Source organism: Streptomyces sp. NPDC006602 (genome assembly GCF_042870385.1).
Taxonomy (GTDB): Bacteria; Actinomycetota; Actinomycetes; order Streptomycetales; family Streptomycetaceae; genus Streptomyces.
Window position 1 is genome coordinate 103,664 of record NZ_JBIAHG010000008.1, and the last position, 22,996, is coordinate 126,659.

At 70.8% G+C, this 22,996-nt stretch carries 20 protein-coding genes; 16 read left to right on the plus strand and 4 right to left on the minus strand.

Annotated elements, in window-relative coordinates; all coding sequences use genetic code 11:
* Nucleotides 1-133: 133 nt before the first annotated feature.
* Nucleotides 134-1,030, minus strand: coding sequence for a hypothetical protein (locus ACFYO2_RS22035; protein ID WP_388351530.1), 897 nt, complete (start codon nucleotides 1,028-1,030; stop codon nucleotides 134-136).
* A gap of 171 nt (nucleotides 1,031-1,201) precedes the next feature.
* Here ACFYO2_RS22035 and ACFYO2_RS22040 point away from each other — a divergent pair, with 171 nt between their 5' ends.
* The 5 genes from ACFYO2_RS22040 (at nucleotide 1,202) to ACFYO2_RS22060 (ending at nucleotide 6,666) form a co-directional block, all read left to right on the plus strand.
* The gene (locus ACFYO2_RS22040) at nucleotides 1,202-2,401 is read left to right on the plus strand and encodes an argininosuccinate synthase (protein ID WP_388351533.1); all 1,200 of its coding nucleotides are present in this window, start codon (nucleotides 1,202-1,204) and stop codon (nucleotides 2,399-2,401) included.
* 100 nt (nucleotides 2,402-2,501) lie between these two features.
* Nucleotides 2,502-3,935 (plus strand): argininosuccinate lyase, encoded by a 1,434-nt coding sequence (argH, locus tag ACFYO2_RS22045; RefSeq protein ID WP_388351536.1) that lies wholly within the window; start codon nucleotides 2,502-2,504, stop codon nucleotides 3,933-3,935.
* Between the two features lie 154 nt (nucleotides 3,936-4,089).
* Nucleotides 4,090-5,061 carry an aldo/keto reductase gene (locus tag ACFYO2_RS22050; protein ID WP_388351539.1) on the plus strand — a complete coding sequence of 324 codons (972 nt, stop codon included), beginning with the start codon at nucleotides 4,090-4,092 and terminating at the stop codon, nucleotides 5,059-5,061.
* Between the two features lie 82 nt (nucleotides 5,062-5,143).
* Nucleotides 5,144-5,725 (plus strand): TetR/AcrR family transcriptional regulator, encoded by a 582-nt coding sequence (locus ACFYO2_RS22055; protein WP_388351542.1) that lies wholly within the window; start codon nucleotides 5,144-5,146, stop codon nucleotides 5,723-5,725.
* Complete coding sequence (locus ACFYO2_RS22060; RefSeq protein ID WP_388351545.1) at nucleotides 5,722-6,666, plus strand: MFS transporter; 945 nt, start codon at nucleotides 5,722-5,724, stop codon at nucleotides 6,664-6,666. The genes ACFYO2_RS22055 and ACFYO2_RS22060 overlap by 4 nt, the downstream gene beginning before the upstream one ends.
* Nucleotides 6,667-6,887: 221 nt before the next feature.
* On the opposite strand, the gene ACFYO2_RS22065 is transcribed toward ACFYO2_RS22060, so the two are convergent.
* On the minus strand, nucleotides 6,888-7,622 hold the full coding sequence (locus ACFYO2_RS22065) for a lysophospholipid acyltransferase family protein (RefSeq protein WP_388351548.1): 735 nt from the start codon (nucleotides 7,620-7,622) through the stop codon (nucleotides 6,888-6,890).
* A gap of 295 nt (nucleotides 7,623-7,917) precedes the next feature.
* Between ACFYO2_RS22065 and ACFYO2_RS22070 the strand changes: the two genes are divergently transcribed.
* The 3 genes from ACFYO2_RS22070 (at nucleotide 7,918) to ACFYO2_RS22080 (ending at nucleotide 10,226) form a co-directional block, all read left to right on the plus strand.
* The gene (locus tag ACFYO2_RS22070) at nucleotides 7,918-9,102 is read left to right on the plus strand and encodes a glycerophosphodiester phosphodiesterase (RefSeq protein ID WP_388351551.1); all 1,185 of its coding nucleotides are present in this window, start codon (nucleotides 7,918-7,920) and stop codon (nucleotides 9,100-9,102) included.
* A gap of 74 nt (nucleotides 9,103-9,176) precedes the next feature.
* Complete coding sequence (locus tag ACFYO2_RS22075; RefSeq protein WP_388351554.1) at nucleotides 9,177-9,683, plus strand: sigma-70 family RNA polymerase sigma factor; 507 nt, start codon at nucleotides 9,177-9,179, stop codon at nucleotides 9,681-9,683.
* A 45-nt stretch (nucleotides 9,684-9,728) separates the two neighbouring features.
* On the plus strand, nucleotides 9,729-10,226 hold the full coding sequence (locus tag ACFYO2_RS22080; protein ID WP_388351557.1) for a GNAT family N-acetyltransferase: 498 nt from the start codon (nucleotides 9,729-9,731) through the stop codon (nucleotides 10,224-10,226).
* Nucleotides 10,227-10,294: 68 nt separating this feature from the next.
* On the opposite strand, the gene ACFYO2_RS22085 is transcribed toward ACFYO2_RS22080, so the two are convergent.
* Complete coding sequence (locus tag ACFYO2_RS22085; protein ID WP_388351560.1) at nucleotides 10,295-10,744, minus strand: hypothetical protein; 450 nt, start codon at nucleotides 10,742-10,744, stop codon at nucleotides 10,295-10,297.
* Nucleotides 10,725-11,084: a hypothetical protein gene (locus ACFYO2_RS22090; RefSeq protein WP_388351563.1), complete on the minus strand. Its 360-nt coding sequence runs from the start codon at nucleotides 11,082-11,084 to the stop codon at nucleotides 10,725-10,727. The genes ACFYO2_RS22085 and ACFYO2_RS22090 overlap by 20 nt, the downstream gene beginning before the upstream one ends.
* Nucleotides 11,085-11,153: 69 nt before the next feature.
* On the opposite strand from ACFYO2_RS22090, the gene ACFYO2_RS22095 reads away from it, so the two are divergent.
* The 8 genes from ACFYO2_RS22095 (at nucleotide 11,154) to cobA (ending at nucleotide 22,941) form a co-directional block, all read left to right on the plus strand.
* Nucleotides 11,154-11,804, plus strand: a complete 651-nt coding sequence (locus ACFYO2_RS22095; protein WP_388351566.1) for an HAD family hydrolase — start codon at nucleotides 11,154-11,156, stop codon at nucleotides 11,802-11,804.
* Nucleotides 11,805-12,117: 313 nt separating this feature from the next.
* Nucleotides 12,118-13,218, plus strand: a complete 1,101-nt coding sequence (locus ACFYO2_RS22100) for a methionine ABC transporter ATP-binding protein (RefSeq protein WP_388351569.1) — start codon at nucleotides 12,118-12,120, stop codon at nucleotides 13,216-13,218.
* Nucleotides 13,215-13,961: a methionine ABC transporter permease gene (locus ACFYO2_RS22105; RefSeq protein ID WP_388351572.1), complete on the plus strand. Its 747-nt coding sequence runs from the start codon at nucleotides 13,215-13,217 to the stop codon at nucleotides 13,959-13,961. Before ACFYO2_RS22100 ends, ACFYO2_RS22105 begins: the two co-directional genes overlap by 4 nt.
* Before the next feature lie 87 nt (nucleotides 13,962-14,048).
* Nucleotides 14,049-14,876 (plus strand): MetQ/NlpA family ABC transporter substrate-binding protein, encoded by an 828-nt coding sequence (locus ACFYO2_RS22110; protein ID WP_388351575.1) that lies wholly within the window; start codon nucleotides 14,049-14,051, stop codon nucleotides 14,874-14,876.
* A gap of 156 nt (nucleotides 14,877-15,032) precedes the next feature.
* Nucleotides 15,033-15,671, plus strand: a complete 639-nt coding sequence (locus ACFYO2_RS22115) for a GNAT family N-acetyltransferase (protein ID WP_388351578.1) — start codon at nucleotides 15,033-15,035, stop codon at nucleotides 15,669-15,671.
* Between the two features lie 103 nt (nucleotides 15,672-15,774).
* Entirely contained in the window at nucleotides 15,775-16,995 is a 1,221-nt protein-coding gene (gene cbiE / locus ACFYO2_RS22120; protein ID WP_388351581.1) for a precorrin-6y C5,15-methyltransferase (decarboxylating) subunit CbiE, read from the plus strand.
* A 379-nt stretch (nucleotides 16,996-17,374) separates the two neighbouring features.
* Nucleotides 17,375-21,466 carry a nicotinate-nucleotide--dimethylbenzimidazole phosphoribosyltransferase gene (gene cobT, locus ACFYO2_RS22125; RefSeq protein WP_388351584.1) on the plus strand — a complete coding sequence of 1,364 codons (4,092 nt, stop codon included), beginning with the start codon at nucleotides 17,375-17,377 and terminating at the stop codon, nucleotides 21,464-21,466.
* A 242-nt stretch (nucleotides 21,467-21,708) separates the two neighbouring features.
* The gene (gene cobA / locus ACFYO2_RS22130; protein WP_388351586.1) at nucleotides 21,709-22,941 is read left to right on the plus strand and encodes a uroporphyrinogen-III C-methyltransferase; all 1,233 of its coding nucleotides are present in this window, start codon (nucleotides 21,709-21,711) and stop codon (nucleotides 22,939-22,941) included.
* Nucleotides 22,942-22,996 lie beyond the last annotated feature (55 nt).

The following is a 22,996-nucleotide window of genomic DNA, read 5'->3' on the forward strand; positions in this document are numbered from 1 at the left end:
TTCGCCTGTCTAATGAATTCCGGCGTCCGCTTCTGCTGGGAGCTTCGAGACCTGGCGGCCTCGGAGAGACTCCGAGACCCTCCGTGGCCGCCCCGGCCGGCGCTCACGCGGGGCGGCCACAGCGCCTGTCACGTCACTCGGTGACCGTGCAGGCGGCCAGGGAGTTCAGGCCCTCGGGCTTCTCGGCGGTACGGCCGATGGAGATGGCGATGCGGTCGATGGTCGACACGCGCTTGTCCTCCAGCGGGCCGAGGATGGCGTTCTGGACGAAGTTGGGGCCGCCCTGGCCGACGGTGTCGACGAGTCGCTTGTTGGCCTCGTCGATCTGGGTCTGGAGGAGGGTGAGGTTGCGGTCGACCTCGGCCTGTGCGGAGGCCGGGATCGCGGGCAGCTCCGACGCGACGTCCGGGCAGCTGATGGTGCCCACCGCGCCGGCGTCGTCCGCCTCCCCTGTGTCGCCCGCCTCGCCGGTGTCCCCGCCGGCCCCCTCGGTGGCGGTCGCGCTCGGCGTGGCCTCGGCCTCGCCGCCGGCCTGCTCCTCGCCCGCACCGGCCTCCTCGCCGGTCTCGGCGGCACCGTCCGCGTTGAGGGCGCACGGCGCGAGCGCGTCGAGGCCGACCGGCTTCTCCGCCGTACGGCCGATCGCGGTGGCGATGCGGTTGACGGTGGCGATCCGCTTGTCCTCCAGCGGGCCGAGGATGGCGTTCTGGACGAAGTTGGCCCCGCCCTGGCCGACGGTGTCGACGAGTCGCTTGTTGGCCTCGTCGATCTGGGTCTGGAGCAGGGTGAGGTTGCGGTCGACCTCGGCCTGTGCGGAGGCGGGGATCGCGGGCAGTTGGGACGCGACGTCCGGGCAGCTGATGGTGCCGGGGCCGGCCAGCGTCCGGGCGTTCGTGGTGCCGCTCTTCGATCCCGCCGACTCCCCGGCGAGGGCGGAACCGGCGATGACCGCGCCGGTCATGACCACCGCGGCGGCGCCGCCGATCAACGCGACGCGACGCTTGTTGTACTTCGGAAGAGCCCTGGACATGCGGATGCCTCACTCGGGTCAGGTGGTCTCAGTGGTGACAAACGCGGCGCCTGCGTTCGGCGAGAGATACGGGAAAGCGGTTTCCGGTGTTCAAACCCCGGGCGAGATTGACGAATCATGCAGACTCCTGCATACTCATGCATGTCAGCGAAGCACTGTGAGGAGAACCCCGTGACCGAGCGCGTCGTACTCGCCTACTCGGGCGGTCTGGACACCTCCGTCGCCATCGGCTGGATCGCCGAGGAGACGGGCGCCGAGGTCATCGCGGTCGCGGTCGACGTCGGCCAGGGCGGCGAGGACCTGGACGTCATCCGCAAGCGCGCCCTCGCGTGCGGCGCGGTCGAGGCCGAGGTCGCGGACGCCAAGGACGAGTTCGCCGAGGAGTACTGCCTCCCGGCGATCAAGGCCAACGCCCTCTACATGGACCGCTACCCGCTGGTCTCCGCGCTCTCCCGGCCGACGATCGTCAAGCACCTCGTCGCCGCCGCCAAGAAGCACGGCGCCACCACCGTCGCCCACGGCTGCACCGGCAAGGGCAACGACCAGGTCCGCTTCGAGGCCGGCATCGTCGCCCTCGCCCCCGACCTCCAGTGCATCGCCCCGGTCCGCGACTACGCGATGACCCGCGACAAGGCCATCGCGTTCTGCGAGGACAAGGACCTCCCGATCGCGACCACCAAGAAGTCCCCGTACTCCATCGACCAGAACGTCTTCGGGCGCGCGGTCGAGACGGGCTTCCTGGAGGACATCTGGAACGGCCCGATCGAGGACATCTACGAGTACACGCAGAACCCGGCCCTCCCGCGCGAGGCCGACGAGGTGATCATCACCTTCAAGGAGGGTGTCCCGATCGCCATCGACGGCAAGCCCGTCTCGGTGCTCCAGGCCATCCAGCAGCTCAACGAGCGCGCCGGTGCCCAGGGCATCGGCCGGATCGACATGGTCGAGGACCGGCTGGTCGGCATCAAGTCCCGTGAGGTGTACGAGGCTCCCGGCGCGATCGCCCTGATCACCGCCCACCAGGAGCTGGAGAACGTCACCGTCGAGCGTGAACTCGCCCGCTACAAGCGGCAGGTCGAGCAGCGCTGGGGCGAACTGGTCTACGACGGCCAGTGGTTCTCCCCGCTCAAGCGCGCCCTGGACGGCTTCGTCAACGAGGCCAACCAGCACGTCTCCGGTGACATCCGGATGACCCTGCACGGCGGCCGCGCGGTCGTCACCGGCCGGCGTTCCCAGTCGTCGCTGTACGACTTCAACCTGGCGACGTACGACACGGGCGACACCTTCGACCAGGCCGCGGCCAAGGGCTTCATCGACATCTACAGCCTGTCGTCGAAGATCGCCGCGCAGCGCGACCTGGCGTGGCAGTAGGGACCCTGCACAAGCAGTAGCGTGAATGCCGCCTCCCTGACCGCCGGTCGGCAGGGAGGCGGTGGCACATCCACGAACATGCCTTTGAGGAGCAACGCAAGTGAGCAGCAACAGCGGTGACGTACGGCTCTGGGGCGGCCGTTTCGCCGACGGTCCCGCCGAGGCCCTGGCGAAGCTGTCCGCGTCCGTCCACTTCGACTGGCGGCTCGCGCCCTACGACATCGCCGGTTCGCGTGCCCACGCGCGCGTGCTGCACAAGGCGGGACTCCTCGCCAAGGACGAGCTGGCCCGGATGCTCGCGGGCCTCGACCAGCTCGCGACGGACGTGGCATCGGGCGACCTCGTCGGCACCATCGCCGACGAGGACGTCCACACGGCCCTGGAGCGAGGCCTCCTGGAGCGCATCGGCCCCGACCTCGGCGGCAAGCTCCGCGCCGGCCGCTCCCGCAACGACCAGGTCGCGACCCTCTTCCGCATGTACCTGCGCGACCACGCCCGCATCATCGGCGGCTTGATCGCCGACCTCCAGGACGCCCTGATCGGCCTGGCCGAGGCCCACCCGGACGTGGCGATGCCCGGCCGCACCCACCTCCAGCACGCCCAGCCGGTGCTCTTCGCCCACCACGTCCTCGCGCACGTCCAGTCCCTGTCCCGGGACGCCGAACGCCTGCGCCAGTGGGACGAGCGGACGGCCGTGTCGCCGTACGGCTCGGGCGCCCTCGCGGGCTCCTCCCTCGGCCTGGACCCGGAAGCGGTCGCCAAGGACCTCGGCTTCGAGCACGGTAGCGTCGGCAACTCCATCGACGGCACGGCCTCCCGTGACTTCGTCGCCGAGTTCGCCTTCATCACGGCGATGATCGGGGTCAACCTCTCCCGCATCTCCGAGGAGATCATCATCTGGAACACGAAGGAGTTCTCCTTCGTGACCCTGCACGACGCGTTCTCCACGGGCTCGTCGATCATGCCGCAGAAGAAGAACCCGGACATCGCGGAGCTGGCGCGCGGCAAGTCGGGCCGCCTGATCGGCAACCTGACCGGCCTCATGGCGACCCTCAAGGCGCTCCCGCTCGCCTACAACCGCGACCTCCAGGAGGACAAGGAGCCCGTCTTCGACTCCTGCGACCAGCTGGAGGTCCTGCTCCCCGCCTTCACCGGCATGATCGCCACCCTCACCGTCAACCGCGAGCGCATGGAGGAGCTGGCCCCGGCCGGCTTCTCGCTCGCCACCGACATCGCCGAGTGGCTGGTCAAGCAGGGCGTGCCGTTCCGGGTCGCGCACGAGGTCGCCGGCGAGTGCGTGAAGGTCGCCGAGGCAGAGGGCAAGGAGCTGGACGGCCTCACCGACGAGCAGTTCGCGAAGATCTCCGCCCACCTCACCCCCGAGGTCCGGTCCGTCCTCAACGTGGCCGGCGCCCTGGCCTCCCGCAACGGCCGCGGCGGTACGGCACCCAGCGCGGTGGCCGTGCAGCTGGCGGAGGTCAAGGCGGACGTGGCGGCGCAGCACGAGTGGGCGGACGCAAAGAAGAAGGCGTGAGGACAGCGCCCCGTAAGGGGCGCGGCGAACTGCGCGAGTAACCACCACGCGCCCGCACTCGCCGAAACACCGCACGAGCCGAGCTCTGGGGCGAAGGTCATCGCGGGATACGTTGGTCAAAAGCCGTACCGGAGCCGACCGAACGGAGCCCGCGATGCCCTTCGCACGTCTCGCGACCGCCACGACCCCCACCTGCCACATCGGCTTGGGCCTCGCAGCCGTCGGCCGCCCCGGCTACATCAACCTCGGCCGGGACCACGACCTCGGAGACAACCGCAGCGTCGAGACGCTGCGCACCCGCACCCACGAACTCCTCGACGCCGCCTACGCCCAGGGCGTCCGTTACTTCGACGCGGCCCGTTCCTACGGCCGCTCCGAGGAGTTCCTCGCCGACTGGCTGAACGCCCGCCCCGACATCGACGACATCGTCGTCGGCAGCAAGTGGGGCTACACCTACACGGCGGCGTGGAGCACCGACGCCGACCGGCACGAGGTCAAGGACCACACGCTCGCCACGTACGAGCGGCAGCGCGCCGAGAGCGACGAACTGCTGGGCGACCGTCTCGACCTCTACCAGATCCACTCCGTGACCCCGGACAGCCCGGCCCTCACCGACAAGGAACTGCACGTGAGGCTGGCGGAAGCCGCCGCGCAGGGCCTCACCGTCGGCTTCTCCACCAGCGGCCCCGCCCAGGCCGACGCGATCCGGGCCGCGCTCGCCGTGACGGTCGACGGTGAGCCCCTCTTCCGTACCGTCCAGTCGACGTACAACGCCCTGGAGACCTCGGCCGCCCCCGCGCTCGCCGAGGCCCACGACGCCGGACTCACGGTGATCGTCAAGGAGGCCATGGCCAACGGGCGCCTCGCGGCCCCGCACGCGCCGGACGCGCTGAAGGCCGTAGCCGAAGAAACGTCTCTGGGGTGCGACGCGGTCGCCCTCGCACTCGTTCTGCGCCTCCCCTGGGCCGGCGTCGTCCTCTCCGGCGCCGCCACCGTAAACCAGCTCTCCTCGAACCTGCACGCGGCGGTCGTCGACCTCGACGAGGACCAGCTGACCCGGCTGGCCGCACTCGTCGAGGAGCCGCGGACGTACTGGGAGAAGCGCGGGCAGCTGCCCTGGCACTGAGAAGCCCCTGATGGGCACGCATACGTGAGACGTCCATGCCCGTGGTGAGACAGAAGTGTCTCATTTGGGCTATGGTTGTCTCATGACCGTCGATCGTGACCACGTACTGCGCAGCGCCGCAGCCCTGCTGACCCGCAAATCCACCGCGACCATGGATGAGGTCGCCAAGGCGGCCGGGATCAGCCGGGCGACGCTGCACCGCCACTTCGCCGGGCGGGACGCGCTCGTACGGGCGTTGGAGGCGCTGGGCATCGTGGAGTGCGAGGCGGCCCTGGACGCTGCCCGCCTGGACGACGGTTCCGCCAGCGACGCCGTGCGGCGCCTGGTGCGCGAGCTCGAGTCCGCCGCCGGCCTGCTCGCCTTCCTCTACACCGAGAACCAGCTGTTCGAGGGCGAGGCGCAGAACGCGGGCTGGTCCCGCATCGACGACCGGATCTCCGCCCTGTTCCGGCGCGGACAACTCGGCGGCGAGTTCCGCATCGACCTCACGCCGGCCTGGCTCACCGAGGCGCTGTACGGCCTGCTGGCCTCCGGCGCCTGGATGATCCAGAGCGGCAAAGGCGCCCCCAAGGACTTCCAGCACATGATCGCCGAGCTGCTGCTCGGCGGCGCCCTACGGCATCCCGCGGTCGGGCACCCCGCACGACAGAGAGAGGAATCATGACCAGCACCCTGCAGCCGGCGAACCCCATCGAGGCGGTGAAGCGTCCCGGACGTTGGCTGGCGCTGTCCGTCCTCGTGCTCGCCGTGCTGCTGGTGGCCGTGGACGCGACCGTCCTCGGCCTCGCGACCCCGTACATCAGCGAGGACCTGAAGCCGTCCGGCACCCAGCTCCTGTGGATCGGTGACGTCTACTCCTTCGTCATCGCCGGTCTGCTCGTCTCCATGGGCAGCCTCGGCGACCGCATCGGCCGCAAGCGGATCCTGCTCGTCGGTGCCACCGCGTTCGGCGCGATCTCCGTCCTCAACGCCTATGCCACGACGCCGGAATTCATGATCTTCGCGAGGGCGCTGCTCGGCGTCGCCGGCGCGACCCTGATGCCGGCCACGCTCGCCCTGATCCGCAACATCTTCCACGACCCGCGCGAACGCAGCCTCGCCGTCGTCTCCGGCGGCCTCGCGGCCGTCGGCCTCGCCCTGGCCGCGCTCACGGTGATCGACCAGTCCACCGGCTACCCGCTCCTCGGAACCGCGCTGCTGTTCGTCGGCATCGGAGCCGGCTTCTCCTTCACGGTGACCGCCGACGTGATCCTCGGTTCCGTACCCAAGGAACAGGCGGGCGCGGCTTCGGCGGTGTCCGAGACGGCGTACGAGCTGGGCGCGGCTCTGGGTATCGCCGTGCTGGGCTCGATCGTGACGGGCGTCTACCGCGACTTCACGGGCCCGGCGGGCACATCGGCCCAGGCGCACGAGTCGCTGGGCGGGGCGGTGGAGGCGTCGGCGGGTCTACCGGCCCGGACGTCGGAGGCGTTGCTGGACGCGGCGCGGGCGTCCTTCGTCGATGGACTCGCCCTCGCGGCGGGGGCAGGCGCGGCGGTGCTCCTCACTGCGGCGGTAGCGGCATGGTTCCTGCTCCGAGGCCAACGGCTGGACAGCGCCGCCTAGGGGCGCGGGGCTTTCCCCTCCCACACATCACCGGGCTCGCACCGGACCCGGCTTCGCCATCGTCCGGCAGATCGTGGGGTCGCACGGCGGGCAGGTCCGGCTGTTCTCCCGGGTCGGCGTGGGCTCGACGTTCGCGCTGTGGTTCCCGGTGTCCGGCGCCGGACACACCAACGGCGGACCGCCAGAGGAGCAGCCCGCCGTACAGCCGTACGGAAAACCGTTTACGCGGCCTTCGCCTTGGTGGCGTACATGTCCACGTACTCCTGCCCGGACAGCCGCATGACCTCGGTCATCACGGAGTCGGTCACCGCCCGCAGCACATAGCGGTCGCGGTCCATGCCCTCGTACCGGGAGAACTCCATCGCCTCGCCGAAGCGGACCGTGACCCGGCCGGGGCGCGGCATGCCGGCGCCGCCGGGCTGGATCTTGTCCGTGCCGATGATGGCGAACGGCACGACGGGCGCGCCGGTCATCATGGCCAGCCGGGCGATGCCCGTACGACCGCGGTAGAGGCGGCCGTCGGGGGAGCGCGTGCCCTCCGGATAGATGCTGAAGACCTTGCCCTCCTCCAGCACCCGGCGGCCGGTCATCAGCGCCGCGACACCGCCGCGGCCGCCGTCCCGGTCGACCGGGATCATGCCGCAGCCCGTGAAGAACCAGGCCATCAGCCGGCCCTTGATGCCCTTGCCGGTGACGTACTCGTCCTTGCCGATGAAGAAGACCTGCCGGTCGCAGAAGAGCGGCATGATCATCGAGTCGATGAACGTGAGGTGGTTCCCGGCCAGGATCACCGGACCGTCGCCCGGAATGTGCTCCGCGCCCTCCACCTGTGGGCGGAACATCAGGCGCATGATCGGTCCGAGCACTGCCTTGATGAGCGCGAAGCGGGACAACGGGCCCTCCTGTGTCAAGAGAATGGTGAGGGAATCTGTATGAGTCTGTGCAGGTGAGGACATTACTCGCGGCCCGGGGGGTCGCGCACATCCGGCACGACGTATTCACCGAGGTCTTACGCACTGTTGACGCCCGTTCACCTGCGGTGGCACCGCGTTGCGCGGTGGTAACCCGAACGGAACGATGTGACACAAGTCGCCTACCCCGCGCCGCGGCCAGGAAGCCGACAGAGCATCAGACATCTGTTCCCTTACGACATCATGCGTCACCCGCGTGTTCCGCCGCCGGTCTCCCGTCCGCCATGGACCCGCCCCTACGATCGGCGCGCACGGTCGGGCCGATGGCAGGAGGGCGCTCATGGGAACGCAGGGGTCACAAGGGTCGCAGGGGGCGAACGAGCAGACGGGCGGGACCGGGCGTCGGGCGCTTCTCGGCGCGGCGGTGCTCGGGGCCGGCGGAGCGGTCCTGGGACTGTCCGGCACCGCGAGAGCTGCCGGCGCGGGGCACGGGAGCAGTGGGGTGAACAGCCTGCCCGTGCCCACGATCATCGGTCACCGCGGTGCCAGCGGCTACCGCCCGGAGCACACCTTCGGCTCCTACCAGCTCGCCCTCGACATGGGCGCGGACATCGTCGAGGCGGGCGACCTGGTGCCCACCAGGGACGGCCACATCGTCTGCCGCCACGAGCCCGAGATCGGCGGCACGACCGACGTCGCGAACCATCCCGAGTTCGCCGACCGCAGGACCACGAAGGTCCTCGACGGCGTCTCCACCACGGGCTGGTTCACCGAGGACTTCACACTCGCCGAGCTCAAGACGCTCCGCGCGATCGAACGCATCCCGGCCAACCGCCCGCACAACACCCTGTACAACGGCCGCTGGGAGATCCCCACCTTCGAAGAGGTCCTGAAGTGGCAGGACGAGCAGACCCGCAAGCGCGGCAAGCAGGTCTGGATCTACCCCGAGACCAAGCACCCCACCTACTTCCGCAAGCTGGGCCTCGGCCTCGAGGAGCGGGTCGCCAGGCTGCTGCGCAAGTACGGCAAGGACAAGAAGAACTCTCCGGTCATCCTGCAGTCCTTCGAACCGACGAGCATCCAGCGGCTGAACAAGCTCGTCGGCACCCCCCTTGTGGTGCTCCTGTCCTCCGCGGGCAGCCGCCCCTGGGACTTCGTCGAGACCGGCGACCCCCGCACGGTCGCCGACCTCATCACCCCGAAGGGCCTCAGGGAGATCGCCTCCTACGCCCAGGGCATCGGCCCGACCCTCGACCTGGTCACCCCGCGCGACGCGGCAGGCAAGCTCACCACGCCGACCACTCTGGTCAAGGACACCCACGCGGCGGGCCTGATCCTGCACCCGTACACCATGCGCAACGAGAACCCCTTCCTGCCCGCCGACTTCCGCAAGGGCACGGACGCGGACGCCTACGGCGATGCCTTCGGCGCCTTCCAGGTCTACTTCGCGACCGGCATCGACGGCGTCTTCACCGACAACCCGGACACCGGCCTGCTGGCACGAGAGGACTTCGTCAACGGCTGAGCCGGCGGCCCCGGTTGGGGTGACAGTCGGCCGCCCGGGCAACCCACGGCCCGGGCGGCCGCGTTGCTCTGCATATGACGCACGACCTCGTCACCACCCTGGGCCCCCTGCTCACCGCCGAAGCCTCCGCCGAGGCACATGCCACCGGTACGGAGCCGGGCGACCTGGAGCAGGCGGTCTGGCTCCGCCTCCTGGAGCTCCTGGAGACCCAGGGCCCGCCCCTCGACCCGCATGGCTGGCTCCGCCGGGCCGTCCGTGCCGAGTCCCGCCGTACCCGCCGTACGACCCGACTCGAACGGCCGTACGGCGTCGAACCGGCCGACGACGCCGACCACACCCCCGAACACCTCGCCCTCGCCTCGGCCCGCCGCCGCGCCCTGCGCGACGCCGTACGCCGCCTGCCCGGCCGCTGCCCCCGCCTGATGGAGGCCCTGCTGTCGCCCAGGGACCTCACATACCGGGAAATCGCGGGGGAGTTGGGTATGTCACAGGGCAGTCTTGGACCGGAACGTTCCAGATGTCTGGGATGTCTGCGCCGATTGCTCACGCCGGAGGTTGCGGCCCGCGGAGCGCGGGGATAGGAGTGAGGGACAACAGGCGATCAGGTGAGCGGGAGGCGTGCGCACATGGGCATGAGCGTGACCATCTCTGCGGCGACCGAGCAGGACGCGGAGCAGATCTTCAGGCTGCAGTACCTGTGCTTCCAGAGGGAGGCCGCTCTGTACGGCAACTACCGCATCGACCCGCTCGTCCAGAGCCTGGACTCCGTTCGCGAGGAGGTCGTCTCCGACTGTGTCTTCGTGGCCCGGCTGGGCGAGGAGGTCGTCGGCTCGGTGCGCGGCGCGGTGACCGAGGACGGCTCTGCCGCCATCGGCAAGCTCTGCGTCCACCCCCGCCTCCAGGGCCACGGAATCGGCGCGAGGCTGTTGCGCGCGGCCGAGTCGGCGCTGGCCGAGGAACGCGGCGCCAAGAAGTTCCGCCTCCACACGGGCCACCGCAGCGAGGGCAACCTGCGCCTGTACCGTCGGGTGGGATACGAGACGGTGGGCACGTCGAGGGGCGCGGACGGGGTAGAGATGATCGTCTTGGAGAAGCTGGCGGGAACTTATGCAGCCACGGCGTGATCAGGGCTTTTAAGGGATGCGGGGAACTGCGCGACAAGCCACAAGGGGCCTGCGGCCGCCTGAATACCTCAGGCGGCATCCCTGTGTCGCGCAGCCTTGCGCAACCAGTACATCGCGGACAACGGCAACAGCACCGGGATGAACAAGTACCCCATCCCGAAGTCCGACCACACCGTCGCGTCGGGAAACGCGGACGGCTCGACCAGCGTCCACGTGCCGACGCCCAACACACCCACCAGCTCGGCGCCACAACACACCAACGCCGCCTTACGGGCCGTCTCCCCGCCCCGCACCAGCGAGTACGTGATGAACCCGTAGACGAGCCCCGCCACGGCGGACAGCGAATACGCGAGCGGCGCCCGGTCGAAATCGGTGGAGATCTGCACGACCGAGCGCGACACCGCCCCGACGACCATCACGCCGTACAGCCAGACCAGCAGCATGCCCGGCCCGCTGATCAACCGCTGTCGCGTGGGCTTCTCCTCCGTCACGGCCACCTCAGCCTCCCCAGATGTCATAGAGACGCACTTCGAGCACCGCCAGCACCACACCGCCGGCGGCGACCGTCACCGAGCCCCACCGCGTCCGCTCGGCCAGCGACATGAATCCCGCCGCCGGGATGCACGCGAACGCACCCAGCAGATACGCCACGAAGATCGTCGTTCCCTGGTCCGGCTTCTCGCCCCGCGTCAACTGCACGATCCCGACCACCAGCTGGATCAGGGCCAGCACGGACACCACGGCCATCCCCATGAAGTGCCAGTCCTTGGTCGGCTGATCGCGGTACGCGGCCCAGCCGCACCACGCGGCGAGCAGAAGTGCGGCGACGCCGGTCACGAGCGTCAGGGCATCAAGCATGCCGCGACCCTATTACGGGCCAAAAGGCCCGATGCGGCCGACCCCGGAGTGCACCGTAGGGTCGAAGGCATGAAGATCCACGCACAAGCCCTCCTGTTCGACAACGACGGCACCCTCGTATCCTCCCTCGCCTCGGTGGACCGCTGCTGGACGCAGTGGGCCGTGGAGTACGGGATCACCGTCGAGGAGTTCGCGCGGGTCGAACTGCACGGCCGGCCGGCCGCCGAGATAGCCGCCGACCTGCTGCCCGCGCACCTGGTCCCCGAGGCCGTCGCGCGGATCGAGAAGCTGGAGGTGGAGGACGTGCCCAACGGTGGCGTCAAGCTGCTGCCCGGCACCCGGGCCTTCCTAGACGCGCTGCCGGCCGACCGCTGGGCCGTCGTCACCTCCGCCACCCGGCGCCTGGCCGAGGCCCGCCTCGACGCCGTCGGCATCCTGCCCAAGACGCTGATCGCCGCGGATGACATCACACGCGGCAAGCCCGACCCCGAGCCCTATCTGCTCGCCGCCCGCGAACTGGGCGTCGACCCGGCCCACTGCGTCGTCTTCGAGGACGCCCCGGCAGGTCTCCAGGCCGGCCGCGCCGCCGGAATGACCACCGTGGCATTGACCACAACCCACCAGGTCCACGAGCTGGTCGCCGACCTCGTGGTGACGGACCTGTCGGCCTTGTCCGCGCTGGTCACCGACCGGGGAGTCGAGATCTCGGCACGCGGCTGACGGGCGTCCGCCGCTGTCCAGCATCCGGACAGCGGTGCTTTGTCAGGACCGTGGGTCTGGTTTACTGATCACATGACCACGACGAGCTGCCGCACCCTTGCGACCGAGGCGACCCTGACGCCCGGTGCTCGTTGTATGTGTCGAATGTGCGCCTTCTAGAGGGCCCCTGCACCACCCTGAGTCTCGCGCCCCGAAGCGAGCCGCTGTGGCATGTCCGTACGCCGTAGGCCGTACGTGACAACAGCCCCCCGCGCACATGTTCTCCCTGGTTCCCCATGCCACCGCACGAGAACCGTGCCGCGTTCCCAACCGAATGCACCCCGCGCCAGGGCACACCCACGCCCTGCGCACGACAGTGACGGAAACCCACGTGATCACCACATCGGGCCTCACCAAGGTCTACCGATCCCGCGGCCGCGAGATCACCGCCCTGGACGGCGTCGATCTCCACGTCCGCGAAGGCGAGGTGTACGGCGTCATCGGCCAGTCCGGCGCCGGAAAGTCCTCGCTCATCCGCTGCGTCAACCTGCTGGAGCGCCCCACCGCCGGGACGGTCACCGTCGCCGGGCAGGACCTCACCGCCCTCGCCGGCCGCGGACCCCGGGCCGGCCGGGAGCTGCGCCGGGCGCGCAGCCGTATCGGCATGGTCTTCCAGCACTTCAACCTGCTGTCGACACGGACCGTGCAGGACAACGTCGAGCTGCCGCTCGAAATCCTCGGCACGTCGGGCAAGGAGCGCTCCCGCAAGGCCCTGGAGCTGCTCGACCTCGTCGGCCTCGCCGACAAGGCGAAGGCATACCCGGCCCAGCTCTCCGGCGGCCAGAAGCAGCGCGTCGGCATCGCCCGCGCCCTGGCCGGCGACCCCAAGGTCCTGCTGTCCGACGAGGCGACCAGCGCCCTCGACCCGGAGACCACCCGCTCCATCCTCCAGCTGCTGCGTGACCTCAACCGGCAGCTGGGGCTGACCGTCCTGCTCATCACCCACGAGATGGACGTCGTGAAGTCGATCTGCGACTCGGCCGCCCTGATGGACAAGGGCCGCATCGTCGAGTCCGGCACCGTCAGCGAACTGCTCGCGACCCCGGGCTCCGAGCTGGCCTCCGCACTGTTCCCGGTGGCCGGCGAGGCGTCCGGCGACGACCGCACCGTCGTCGACGTCACCTTCCAGGGCGAGGCCGCCACCCAGCCGGTCATCTCCCAGCTATCGCGCACCTACAACATCGACATATCGATCCTTGGCGCCGCCATCGACACCGTCGGCGGACTCCAGCTCGGCCGGATGCGCATCGAACTGCCCGGCCGCTACGAGGACAACGTCGTGCCGATCGGGTTCCTGCGCGAACGGGGTCTGCAGATCGACGTGGTCGGTGAAGAGGGCCAGGAGCCCCTGCTGGTGAAGGAAGGTGCCAAGTGACCTGGTCTGAATTTTCGGCGAGGCAGCCCCTGCTGGAGCAGGCGTGTTGGGACACCCTCTACATGGTCGGCTGGTCCACGCTGATCGCCGTCGCCGGAGGCCTCCCGCTCGGCGTGCTGCTCGTCCTCACCGACCGGGGCGGACTCCTCCAGAACGTCGTCGCGAACAAGGTCATCGGGCAGGTCGTGAACATCGCCCGCTCGATGCCGTTCATCATCCTCATGGTCGCGCTGATGAACTTCACCCGCTCGATCACCGGGACGACGATCGGCCGTGAGGCCGCCATCGTGCCGCTCGCCATCGGCGCCATCCCGTTCTTCGCGCGCCTGGTCGAGACGGCCGTCCGGGAAGTGGACGGCGGACTCGTCGAGGCCGTGCAGTCGATGGGCGGCAACACCTGGACGGTCGTACGGAAGGTCCTCGTACCCGAGTCCCTGCCGTCCCTGATCTCCAGCACCACGACCACGGTCGTCGCCCTCATCGGCTACTCCGCGATGGCCGGCACGGTCGGCGCCGGCGGCCTCGGTGACATCGCCATCCGCTACGGCTACCAGCGCTTCGAGACCGAACTGATGTGGATCACCGTGGCGATCCTCGCCGTGGTGATCTCGGTCATCCAGTTCGCCGGCGACTACGCGGCCCGCTCCCTGCACCGACGCGGCGGCTCGTCCGGTCCCGCGCCGCGGCTGCGCCTGTTGAAGGCGAAGGAACCGGCGACGGCCGACATCAGCAAGGTCGCCTGAACCTCGCGAGCCCTGACCGCCCCCACCCGCAGATTTCCCCGCACACCCATCGCGGGGTCGCTCCACCCATAAGGAAAGGCACTTTTCGTGCGTAACACCACCAAAATCACCACCGCCGTCCTCGCCGCCGGAACCCTCACCCTCGGGCTCACCGCATGCGGTTCGGACAAGGACTCCGCCTCCGACACCAGCGGACCGCTGGTCGTCGCCGCGAGCCCGACCCCGCACGGCGAGATCCTCACCTTCGTCAAGGACCACCTGGCGAAGAAGGCGGGCCTCGACCTCGAGGTCAAGGAGTTCACCGACTACACGACGCAGAACCCCGCGACCGAAGACGGCTCGGTGGACGCCAACTACTTCCAGAACAAGCCGTACCTCGACGACTACAACAAGAAGAACGGCACCGACATCGTGCCCGTCGTCACGGTCCACCTGGAGCCGCTCGGCCTCTACTCCCACAAGGTCAAGAGCGTCGACGCCCTGAAGAGCGGTGCCACCGTCGCCGTCCCGAACGACACGGTCAACGAGGCCCGGGCGCTCAAGCTGCTCGACGCCAACGGCATCATCACGCTGAAGGCCGGCGCGGGCAATGAGGCGACCCCCTCGGACATCGTCAAGAACCCGAAGAACCTCACGTTCAAGGAGCTGGAGGCGGCCCAGACCCCGCGCTCCCTGGACGACGTGGACGCGGCCGTCATCAACGGCAACTACGCCATCGAGGCCGACCTCAAGCCCGCGAAGCACGCCCTCGTCCTGGAGTCCGCGAAGAACAACCCGTACGGCAACTTCCTTGCCGTGAAGAAGGGCAACGAGGACGACCCGCGTGTCAAGAAGCTCGCGTCGCTCCTCACCTCCACCGAGGTCAAGAAGTTCATCGAGGACGAGTACGCCGGGTCCGTGCTCCCGTCGTTCTGAGCGGTTGACGTCCTGACGGGGCGTATACGGCGTATCGCCACGGACGGGGTCCGCTCCTTCACAAGGAGTGGACCCCGTCGTGCGGTTCGGTGCTCACATGCTGCATGCTGGGCAGCTCAGCAGGCTGAAGGTTTCCCGACGGTTACGGAGCGGCGCATGAGTGGCACCTTCCCCAACATCTCCATCAGCACGGAGCGGTTGGTGCTGCGTCCCCTCGACGAGGACGACGTGCCTGCCCTGGCCGAGATGATGAACGACGAGCAGGTCGCCGCCTGGACCGACGTACCCCAGCCCTACACCGAGGAGCGGGCCCGCACCTGGATCACCGAGTACGCGCCCGCCGAACGCGAGTCGGGCCGCGGACTCGACCTCGCCGTCACCGAGTTCCTCACCCAGCGACTGGTCGGCATCGTCCAGCTCGCCAAGACGAACTGGCACATCAGGTCCACCGAGCTGTCGTACGTCATCGCTCCCTGGGCCCGCGGCGAGGGCTACGCCTCGGAGGCTGCCCTCGCCACCGCCCAGTGGCTCCTGCGCGACCAGAAACTCGAGCGCATCGAGCTGCGCACGGCCGCCGACAACACCGCCTCCCAGCAGGTCGCCCAGAAGATCGGCTGCATCAGCGAGGGCGTCCTGCGCAACGCCTGCATAGCGCACGTCCGCACCGAGGACGGCACCTGGGCCGATGTCCGCACCGACTTCATCGTGTGGAGCCTCCTCCCGGAGGACCTCGATGGGGCGGGCGAAGAGCTGGCCGACTCCGATGGTTTCACGTCGTTCTCGGACTGGAACTGAAGCAGGGGGCCACCGGCTCGGTCGCCTCCACCAGGTACTCTCACGGAGCCCGGCATCCGGGCCCCTGACAACCTGCGCAACCCCCCCTGGAGACTGAGAGACGATGGCCGACCGGGTCACGGTGATCGGCTGGGACGGCTCGCCGCTGACCGCCGCGGCACGCGCCGCCCTCGGCGCCGCCACGCTCGTGGCAGGGGCCGCCCACCACCTGGCGCTCCCCGAGGTGCCGCCCGGCGCCGAGCGCATCCGCCTCGGCAGCGTCGCCCTCGCCGCCCGCCGTATCGCCGGTCACCGCGGCTCCGCGGTCGTGCTCGCCGACGGCGACCCCGGCTTCTTCGGAGTCGTACGGACCCTGCGCGCCCCCGAGTTCGGCCTGGAGGTGGAGGTCGTCCCCGGCGTCTCCTCCGTCGCCACCGCCTTCGCCCGCGCCGGCATGCCCTGGGACGACGCACAGGTGGTCGTCGCCCACCGCCGCACCCTGCGCCGCGCGGTGAACGTGTGCCGCGCCCACACCAAGGTCGCCGTCCTCACCTCGCCGGGCGCCGGCCCCGCCGAACTCGGACTCCTCCTCGATGGCGTCCACCGCACCTTCGTGATCTGCGAGGAACTCGGCACCGATCGCGAGCAGGTCACCGTCGTCACCTCCGACAAGGCCGCCGACCACACCTGGCGCGACCCGAACCTGGTCATCGTCATCGGTGGAACCGTCGGCCCCGGCGTCGCGGCGGAGGACGGCGGCTGGATCGCCGGACGCGCCCCGGACATCGCACCGCGCGGCTGGGCGCTGCCCGCCGAGGCGTACGGCGGTGACCTGGGCGAAGGCGAGGGGGAACTGCTCCGCGCCGCCCAACTCGCCCGGCTCGGACCGCGCGTCGGCGACCTCGTGTGGGACATCGGCTGCGGCAGCGGCGCCTTCGCCACCGAGGCGGCACGGGCCGGAGCCGCCGTCATCGCCGTCGACCGGGACCTGGAGGCGTGCGCCCGCACCGAGGCCGCCGCACGCGGCTTCGGGGTGCAGCTGCAGATCGTGCGCGGCACCGCCCCGCACGTCCTGGAGAACCTGCCCGAACCGGACGTCGTCCGCGTCGGCGGCGGGGGAGCGGCCGTGGTCTCGGCCGTGGCCGACCGCCGCCCCCAGCGCATCGTGACGCACGCGGCGACCCGTGACGCGGCCGAACTCGTCGGCCGCGACCTGACCGAGCACGGCTACCGAGTCGAGTGCGCCCTCGTTCAGTCCGTCGAACTCGACACCCGGGCCTGGACGGAGACCGAGCGGAGCGTCGCGTTCCTGCTCAGCGGCCTGCTGCCGGACCGTACGGCCTGATTCCCGTTCCGTCCCGGATCCTGTCCCCGTGATCCTGTTGTCGTACTGCGCGCGGTAGGCTGGCCGATCGTTGTACCGCACTCGGATGCCCGGCGCTTCGTTCGTCAATGTCCGGAAAACACGCCCCTTTTGGGGTGGGTGTGGTACGGCAGAACCGGAGGACGCGCAACGTGGCGCAGTCCACAGCGGGCCGTCGCGGATCAAGCTGTCGCGACGGAGCAACGGCCGCGACAATGCCAGTTAATGGCTTTGTCGTCTTTCGGCGACGGGTCGTTCGTGCCGCTGGGCACGCACGCTCGTTCTTCACTGCGGGGCGGTCGGTGCGCCGTTCCGGGTGAGCCGGCCGAAGAAGCACTAACCGATGGGCGAGGGGTTACGCATGACCGACACCGGCCAGGTCCCGGGCGAGGGGCTGCCGGAGAGCGCAGGCATGGTGGAGCAGCCGAGCGCCCCGGCGCACGGTGCGTACACCTACCTCTCCGAGACCACCGCCGAGGACGAAGACCTGTTGCTGCTGCCGGGCGCCCGGGGCGCGTGGGGCAACGAGGTCGCCCCACCCGCGCCCGAGCCGGTCGTCGAGACCGTGCACGAGCCCGGCCCGCACGAGATGTCCGGCCGCGACAGCGGCTCGGTCGACCTCAACGGCTTTCGCCTCCCCAACCCCGTCCCGCAGTCGATGTCGGCTCAGCCCCGCCGCCCCCTTCACCTCGGCCCGCCCATCCCGGACACCTCCGCGAGCCCGGTCCGCTCCCTCGCCGACCGCGGCGCCGTCGGAGCGCCGGTACGGCAGTCCGGCCCGCTCACGACCGGCCCCGAGTACCTCGACGTCCCCCAGCAGCCCCGTGAGATGACCTCCCAGGGCGCGACGCCCTGGAGCGCGGCCTCCGCCCACGGCGCGGTCCGGACACCGGTGAGCCCCGAGGCCCCGGCTGCCGAAACGGTTGTCCCGACGCCGGTCCAGGAAGCCGAGCCTGCGGGCGCGGCCCAGGCCGCGGTGACCCGCCTCGCCACGGAGGCCGGCACGACGACGGCTCCGCAGGCGGCGGATGTCGCGCAGGCACCGCAGCTCGCGGAGGCCGGTGCGGAGGCGGAGGCGCCGGGCTACGGGGTCGACGCGGCGGCTGTCGAGGCGCCGGGCGATGGGATCGACGCGGCGGCTGCGGAGACGCAGGGTGGCGGGGTCGCTCAGGCCGAGGAGACTCAGGGCGGCGCGGTCGCGCAGGGGCCGGAGGGTCAGGGCGGTGGGTTCGTGCAGCCCCCGGAGGATCGGAGCGGTGGGTACGCCCAGTCTTCGGAGGCTCAGGGAGACGCGATGGCACAGGCTCCAGACGGCCAGGACGGGGGATTCGCACCCTCGGTCCAGGATGCCGGTGGGCTTGGCGCGCCGACTGCGGAGGTCCAAGAGGGCCAGTACGCCGCGGAGGCTCCGCACGGTGGCGCTGTCGCGCCCGGTGGCGAGGCCGCGTTGGACGGTGACCTCCCGCAGGTCGCCGGAGAGACGCATGCTCCCGATGCGGGGCAGATGCCGGAGGTCCTGGCGTTCTCGGCTGCCGGGCAGATGCCGGAGGCCGAACCGTCCCCGGCCACCGCGCAGATGCCGGAGGCCGTCCAGGCCCCGGACGCGGTGCAGGTCCCGGTGACCGCGCCCGCTTCGGACGAGGGCCAGGTGCTGGGCGCCGTACAGGACGAGGCCGCTGCCACGGTGGAGGCCGAACAGGCGGCAACGCTCGCCGCTGATGACGCTGCTGCCGATGCCGACCATGAGCCGGGCACCGAGTTGGGCCAGGAACAGGTCACCGACGCCGGGCAGGTACCGGCGGCCAACCCCGCCGCGGACGCCGAGCCGGTCCTGGAAGCCGCTCCCGCTCCGGACTCCGTAGAGGGGCCGGAGGCAGAGCCCCTCCCCGAGGCCGACCCCGCGTCCGTGACCGCACAGCTGTCCGAGACCGACGCCCCTGACTTCGCGCCGGGCTTCGAGGCGGCCACCGGGCAGCCCGCGACCGCCGGGGTCGACGTCCCCCTGGACGCCGCGCAGATTCCGGCCCCCGATTCCTCCGTGAACGCGGCACAGCTTCCGGAAGCCGCCGCCCAGGGCGCCGTACAGCCGCAGTCCTCCGAGACCACGGTCGCCGAGCACGCGCAGACCGCCGCCGAAGCCGTACCCGCTGCGGACGCCACGCAGGCCCCGCAGCTCGCCGACGGCTCCGCGGACCCCGGCGAAGAGGTCCCCGCAGCCGTGATCCCCGAGCCGTCTCCCCAGTACGCGGCAGCCGACCAGTCCGTGCCGGAGCCGAGCCAGGCACTCCTCGCGGACGCGCAGGGCCCTCAACTCATCCCGGACGCGTCCCTCGCCGCCCCTCGGCCACAGGCAGCCGAAGTCCCCGAGGCCCAGCCTCAGTTCGCGGCCCGCGACAGCACCGTCCCGGCGCCCCGCGCCGACCAGCCCCTGGGTCGGTTCGTCCAGGTCGACGGCTCGGTGCCGACCACTCCGCACCTCGCGCCGACACCCCCGCACGCCATGGCCCTCCCCCCGGAGGTCCCGCAGGCCCCGGAAGCCGTCACGGCGGTACCCGCCCCCCGTGAGGGCGCCCCGGAACTCGTACAGCACGCGGAGGACCTGGACACCAGGGCCGCCGACCAGGAAGACCGGCAGGACCGGCAGGACCAGCAAAACCGGCAGGACCAGGAAGAAATGAGCACGGCGCCAGTGGAAGTGGAAGACGTACGACAGTCCACCGGCCCGGCCGCGCCCGCCTACGAGGACGCCGAACGCGAGGCCGTCCTCAAGGTCATGCGTGAGCGCCGCGACATCCGCAATGGCTTCCGCAGCGACCCCATCCCGCACGAGGTGCTGCTCCGCGTCCTGGAGGCGGCCCACACCGCCCCCTCCGTGGGCCACTCGCAGCCCTGGGACTTCGTCGTCATCCGCTCGGCGGAGACCCGGAGCAGCATGCATGAACTGGCCATGCGCCAGCGTGACGCCTACGCGAAGTCCCTCCCCAAGGGCCGGGCGAAACAGTTCAAGGAACTGAAGATCGAGGCGATCCTCGACACCCCGGTGAACATCGTCGTCACCGCCGACCCGACCCGCGGCGGCCGCCACACCCTCGGCCGGCACACCCAGCCGCAGATGGCCCCGTACTCCGCCGCGCTCGCCGTCGAGAACCTGTGGCTCGCCGCCCGCGCCGAGGGCCTCGGCGTCGGCTGGGTCAGCTTCTTCGACGAGCGTGAGATGGTCCGCGCCCTGGGCCTGCCCGATCACCTAGAGGTCATCGCGTATCTCTGCGTGGGCTACGTCGACGAGTTCCCGGACGAGCCCGAACTGATGCAGGCCGGCTGGTCCAAGCGCCGCCCGCTGTCGTGGGTCGTCCACGAGGAGACGTACGGGCGTCGCGCGCTGCCCGGCGAGGAACCGCACGACCTGCTCGGTGAGACCGTCGCTCAGATCCGCCCGCTGGACGCCAAGGCGCTCGGCGAGGCGTGGGAGCGGCAGAAGCGCATGACGAAGCCGCCCGGCTCGCTCGGCATGCTGGAGATCATCTCCGCGCAGCTGTCCGGACTGTCCCGGCAGTGTCCGCCACCGATCCCGGAGCCCGCGGCCGTCGCGATCTTCGCCGGCGACCATGGTGTGCACGCCCAGGGCGTCACCCCCTGGCCGCAGGAGGTCACCGCCCAGATGGTGGCCAACTTCCTCGGCGGCGGCGCGGTCTGCAACGCCTTCGCGGCCCAGGTCGGCGCCGAGGTCTGCGTCGTCGACGTGGGCGTGGCGGCCGACCTCCCCGCGACCCCCGGTCTGCTGCCCCGCAAGGTCCGCGCGGGCACCTCCGACATGACCGCCGGCCCCGCGATGACCCGCGAGGAGGCCAAGCAGGCCATCGAGGTGGGCATCGAGACGGCCCGCGACTTGGTGGCAGCGGGCAACAAGGCCCTGCTCACCGGTGAGATGGGCATCGCCAACACCACCGCGTCCGCCGCCCTGATCTCGGTCTACACGGACACGGACCCGGCCGAGGTGACCGGCCGCGGCACCGGCATCAACGACGAGACCCTGGCCCGCAAGACCGAGGTCGTCCGCCGCGCCATCGAACTCCACCAGCCGGACCCGGCCGACCCCATCGGCGTCCTCGCCGCGATCGGCGGCTTCGAACACGCCGCCATCGTCGGTCTCCTCCTCGGCGGCGCCTCCCTGCGTACGCCGGTGATCCTGGACGGCGTCAGCGCCGGCGCCGCCGCCCTGGTCGCCCGGGCGATCGCCCCCGAGGTCCTCGCGGCCTGCATCGCCGGCCACCGCAGCGCCGAGCCCGGCCACGTGGCCGCCCTCAACAAGCTCGGCCTGCGCCCCCTGGTCGACCTGGACCTCCGTCTGGGCGAGGGCACGGGCGCACTCCTGGCACTCCCGCTCGTGCAGAGCACGGCGAGAGCGATGCACGAGGTGGCGACGTTCGACTCGGCGGGGGTAACCGAGAAGTAGCGGTTGCCGGGAGGTGGGAAGGGTTCCGTGGCGAAAGTCCCGGTCCCTTGTTGACGCGCCGCGCGGTTGTGGGCAGGCGTTCCGCACCGCGGAACGGGTGCGGGGCCGTGGGCGCAACCGCCCACGGCCCCGCACCCGGCAACGCTCGTATCAGTGGACCGCCTGAGCCGCCCGATCCCACAGCCCCGTAAAATCCGCACGTCAGGACTACCGCACTGCCAGCACCGAGGAGCCGCACCCTCATGGCCGAACACCCCGCCTACCCCGTAGGCCTCCGCCTCACCGGCCGCCGAGTGGTCGTCCTGGGCGGCGGCCAGGTCGCCCAGCGCCGCCTCCCGGCGCTGATCGCGGCAGGCGCGGACATTCTCCTCGTATCCCCCGAAGCGACCCCCTCGGTAGAGGCGATGGCGGACGCGGGCGAGATCGCCTGGGAGCGACGCCCGTACGCCGACGGCGACCTCGCCGCCGCCTGGTACGCCCTGATCGCCACCAGTGACCCGGAGGCCAACGCCCGAGCCTCCGCCGAGGCGGAGACGCACCGCGTGTGGTGCGTCCGCTCCGACGACGCCGAGGCGGCGACCGCCTGGACCCCGGCCACCGGCACCAGCGAGGGCGTCACGGTGGCCGTCCTCACCACCAGTGCGCGCGGCCGCGACCCCCGCCACACCGCCGCCATCCGCGACGCGGTCGTCGAGGGCCTGCGCGACGGCACGCTCGTCGCCCCCCACCACCGCACGCGCACGACCGGCGTCGCCCTGGTCGGCGGCGGCCCCGGCGACCCGGACCTGATCACGGTCCGCGGCCGCCGCCTGCTCGCCGAGGCCGACGTCGTCATCGCCGACCGCCTCGGCCCTCGCGACCTCCTCGCCGAACTCCCGCCGCACGTCGAGGTCATCGACGCGGCAAAGATCCCCTACGGCCGTTTCATGGCCCAGGAGGCCATCAACAACGCCCTGATCGAACACGCCAAGCAGGGGAAGTCGGTCGTACGGCTGAAGGGCGGCGACCCGTACGTCTTCGGTCGCGGCATGGAGGAGCTCCAGGCGCTCGCCGAGGCCGGCATCCCCTGCACCGTCGTCCCGGGCATCTCCAGCTCGATCTCCGTCCCGGGCGCGGCCGGCATCCCGGTCACCCACCGTGGGGTCGCGCACGAGTTCACGGTGGTCAGCGGCCATGTGGCCCCCGACGACGAGCGCTCGCTGGTCGACTGGCCATCGCTGGCCAAGCTGACCGGCACGCTGGTGATCCTCATGGGTGTCGACAAGATCGGCAGGATCGCCGAGACCCTGGTCGCCCACGGCAAGTCCCCGGACACTCCGGTCGCCCTCGTCCAGGAGGGCACGACGGCCGCGCAACGCCGCGTCGACGCGACCCTCGCGACGGTCGCCGAGACGGTCCGCACGCAGGAGGTCAAGCCTCCGGCGGTCATCGTCGTCGGCGAGGTCGTGGGCGTAGGCCCGCGAACCCCCGCGTAACCCCGGGTAACCCACCCGTCCCAAGCCGTTGGCACCGCACCCAGGACAAGGCAGT

Coding starts and splice junctions, on each gene's coding strand:
- ACFYO2_RS22035 (WP_388351530.1), bottom strand. CDS start 1,030: ATGTCCAGGGCTCTTCCGAAGTACAACAAGCGTCGCGTCGCGTTGATC.
- cobT (WP_388351584.1), top strand. CDS start 17,375: ATGACCGACACCGGCCAGGTCCCGGGCGAGGGGCTGCCGGAGAGCGCA.
- ACFYO2_RS22055 (WP_388351542.1), top strand. CDS start 5,144: ATGACCGTCGATCGTGACCACGTACTGCGCAGCGCCGCAGCCCTGCTG.
- cobA (WP_388351586.1), top strand. CDS start 21,709: ATGGCCGAACACCCCGCCTACCCCGTAGGCCTCCGCCTCACCGGCCGC.
- ACFYO2_RS22100 (WP_388351569.1), top strand. CDS start 12,118: ATGCACCCCGCGCCAGGGCACACCCACGCCCTGCGCACGACAGTGACG.
- ACFYO2_RS22050 (WP_388351539.1), top strand. CDS start 4,090: ATGCCCTTCGCACGTCTCGCGACCGCCACGACCCCCACCTGCCACATC.
- ACFYO2_RS22070 (WP_388351551.1), top strand. CDS start 7,918: ATGGGAACGCAGGGGTCACAAGGGTCGCAGGGGGCGAACGAGCAGACG.
- ACFYO2_RS22080 (WP_388351557.1), top strand. CDS start 9,729: ATGGGCATGAGCGTGACCATCTCTGCGGCGACCGAGCAGGACGCGGAG.
- ACFYO2_RS22060 (WP_388351545.1), top strand. CDS start 5,722: ATGACCAGCACCCTGCAGCCGGCGAACCCCATCGAGGCGGTGAAGCGT.
- ACFYO2_RS22115 (WP_388351578.1), top strand. CDS start 15,033: ATGAGTGGCACCTTCCCCAACATCTCCATCAGCACGGAGCGGTTGGTG.
- ACFYO2_RS22065 (WP_388351548.1), bottom strand. CDS start 7,622: ATGTCCTCACCTGCACAGACTCATACAGATTCCCTCACCATTCTCTTG.
- ACFYO2_RS22075 (WP_388351554.1), top strand. CDS start 9,177: ATGACGCACGACCTCGTCACCACCCTGGGCCCCCTGCTCACCGCCGAA.
- ACFYO2_RS22090 (WP_388351563.1), bottom strand. CDS start 11,084: ATGCTTGATGCCCTGACGCTCGTGACCGGCGTCGCCGCACTTCTGCTC.
- ACFYO2_RS22095 (WP_388351566.1), top strand. CDS start 11,154: ATGAAGATCCACGCACAAGCCCTCCTGTTCGACAACGACGGCACCCTC.
- ACFYO2_RS22085 (WP_388351560.1), bottom strand. CDS start 10,744: ATGACATCTGGGGAGGCTGAGGTGGCCGTGACGGAGGAGAAGCCCACG.
- cbiE (WP_388351581.1), top strand. CDS start 15,775: ATGGCCGACCGGGTCACGGTGATCGGCTGGGACGGCTCGCCGCTGACC.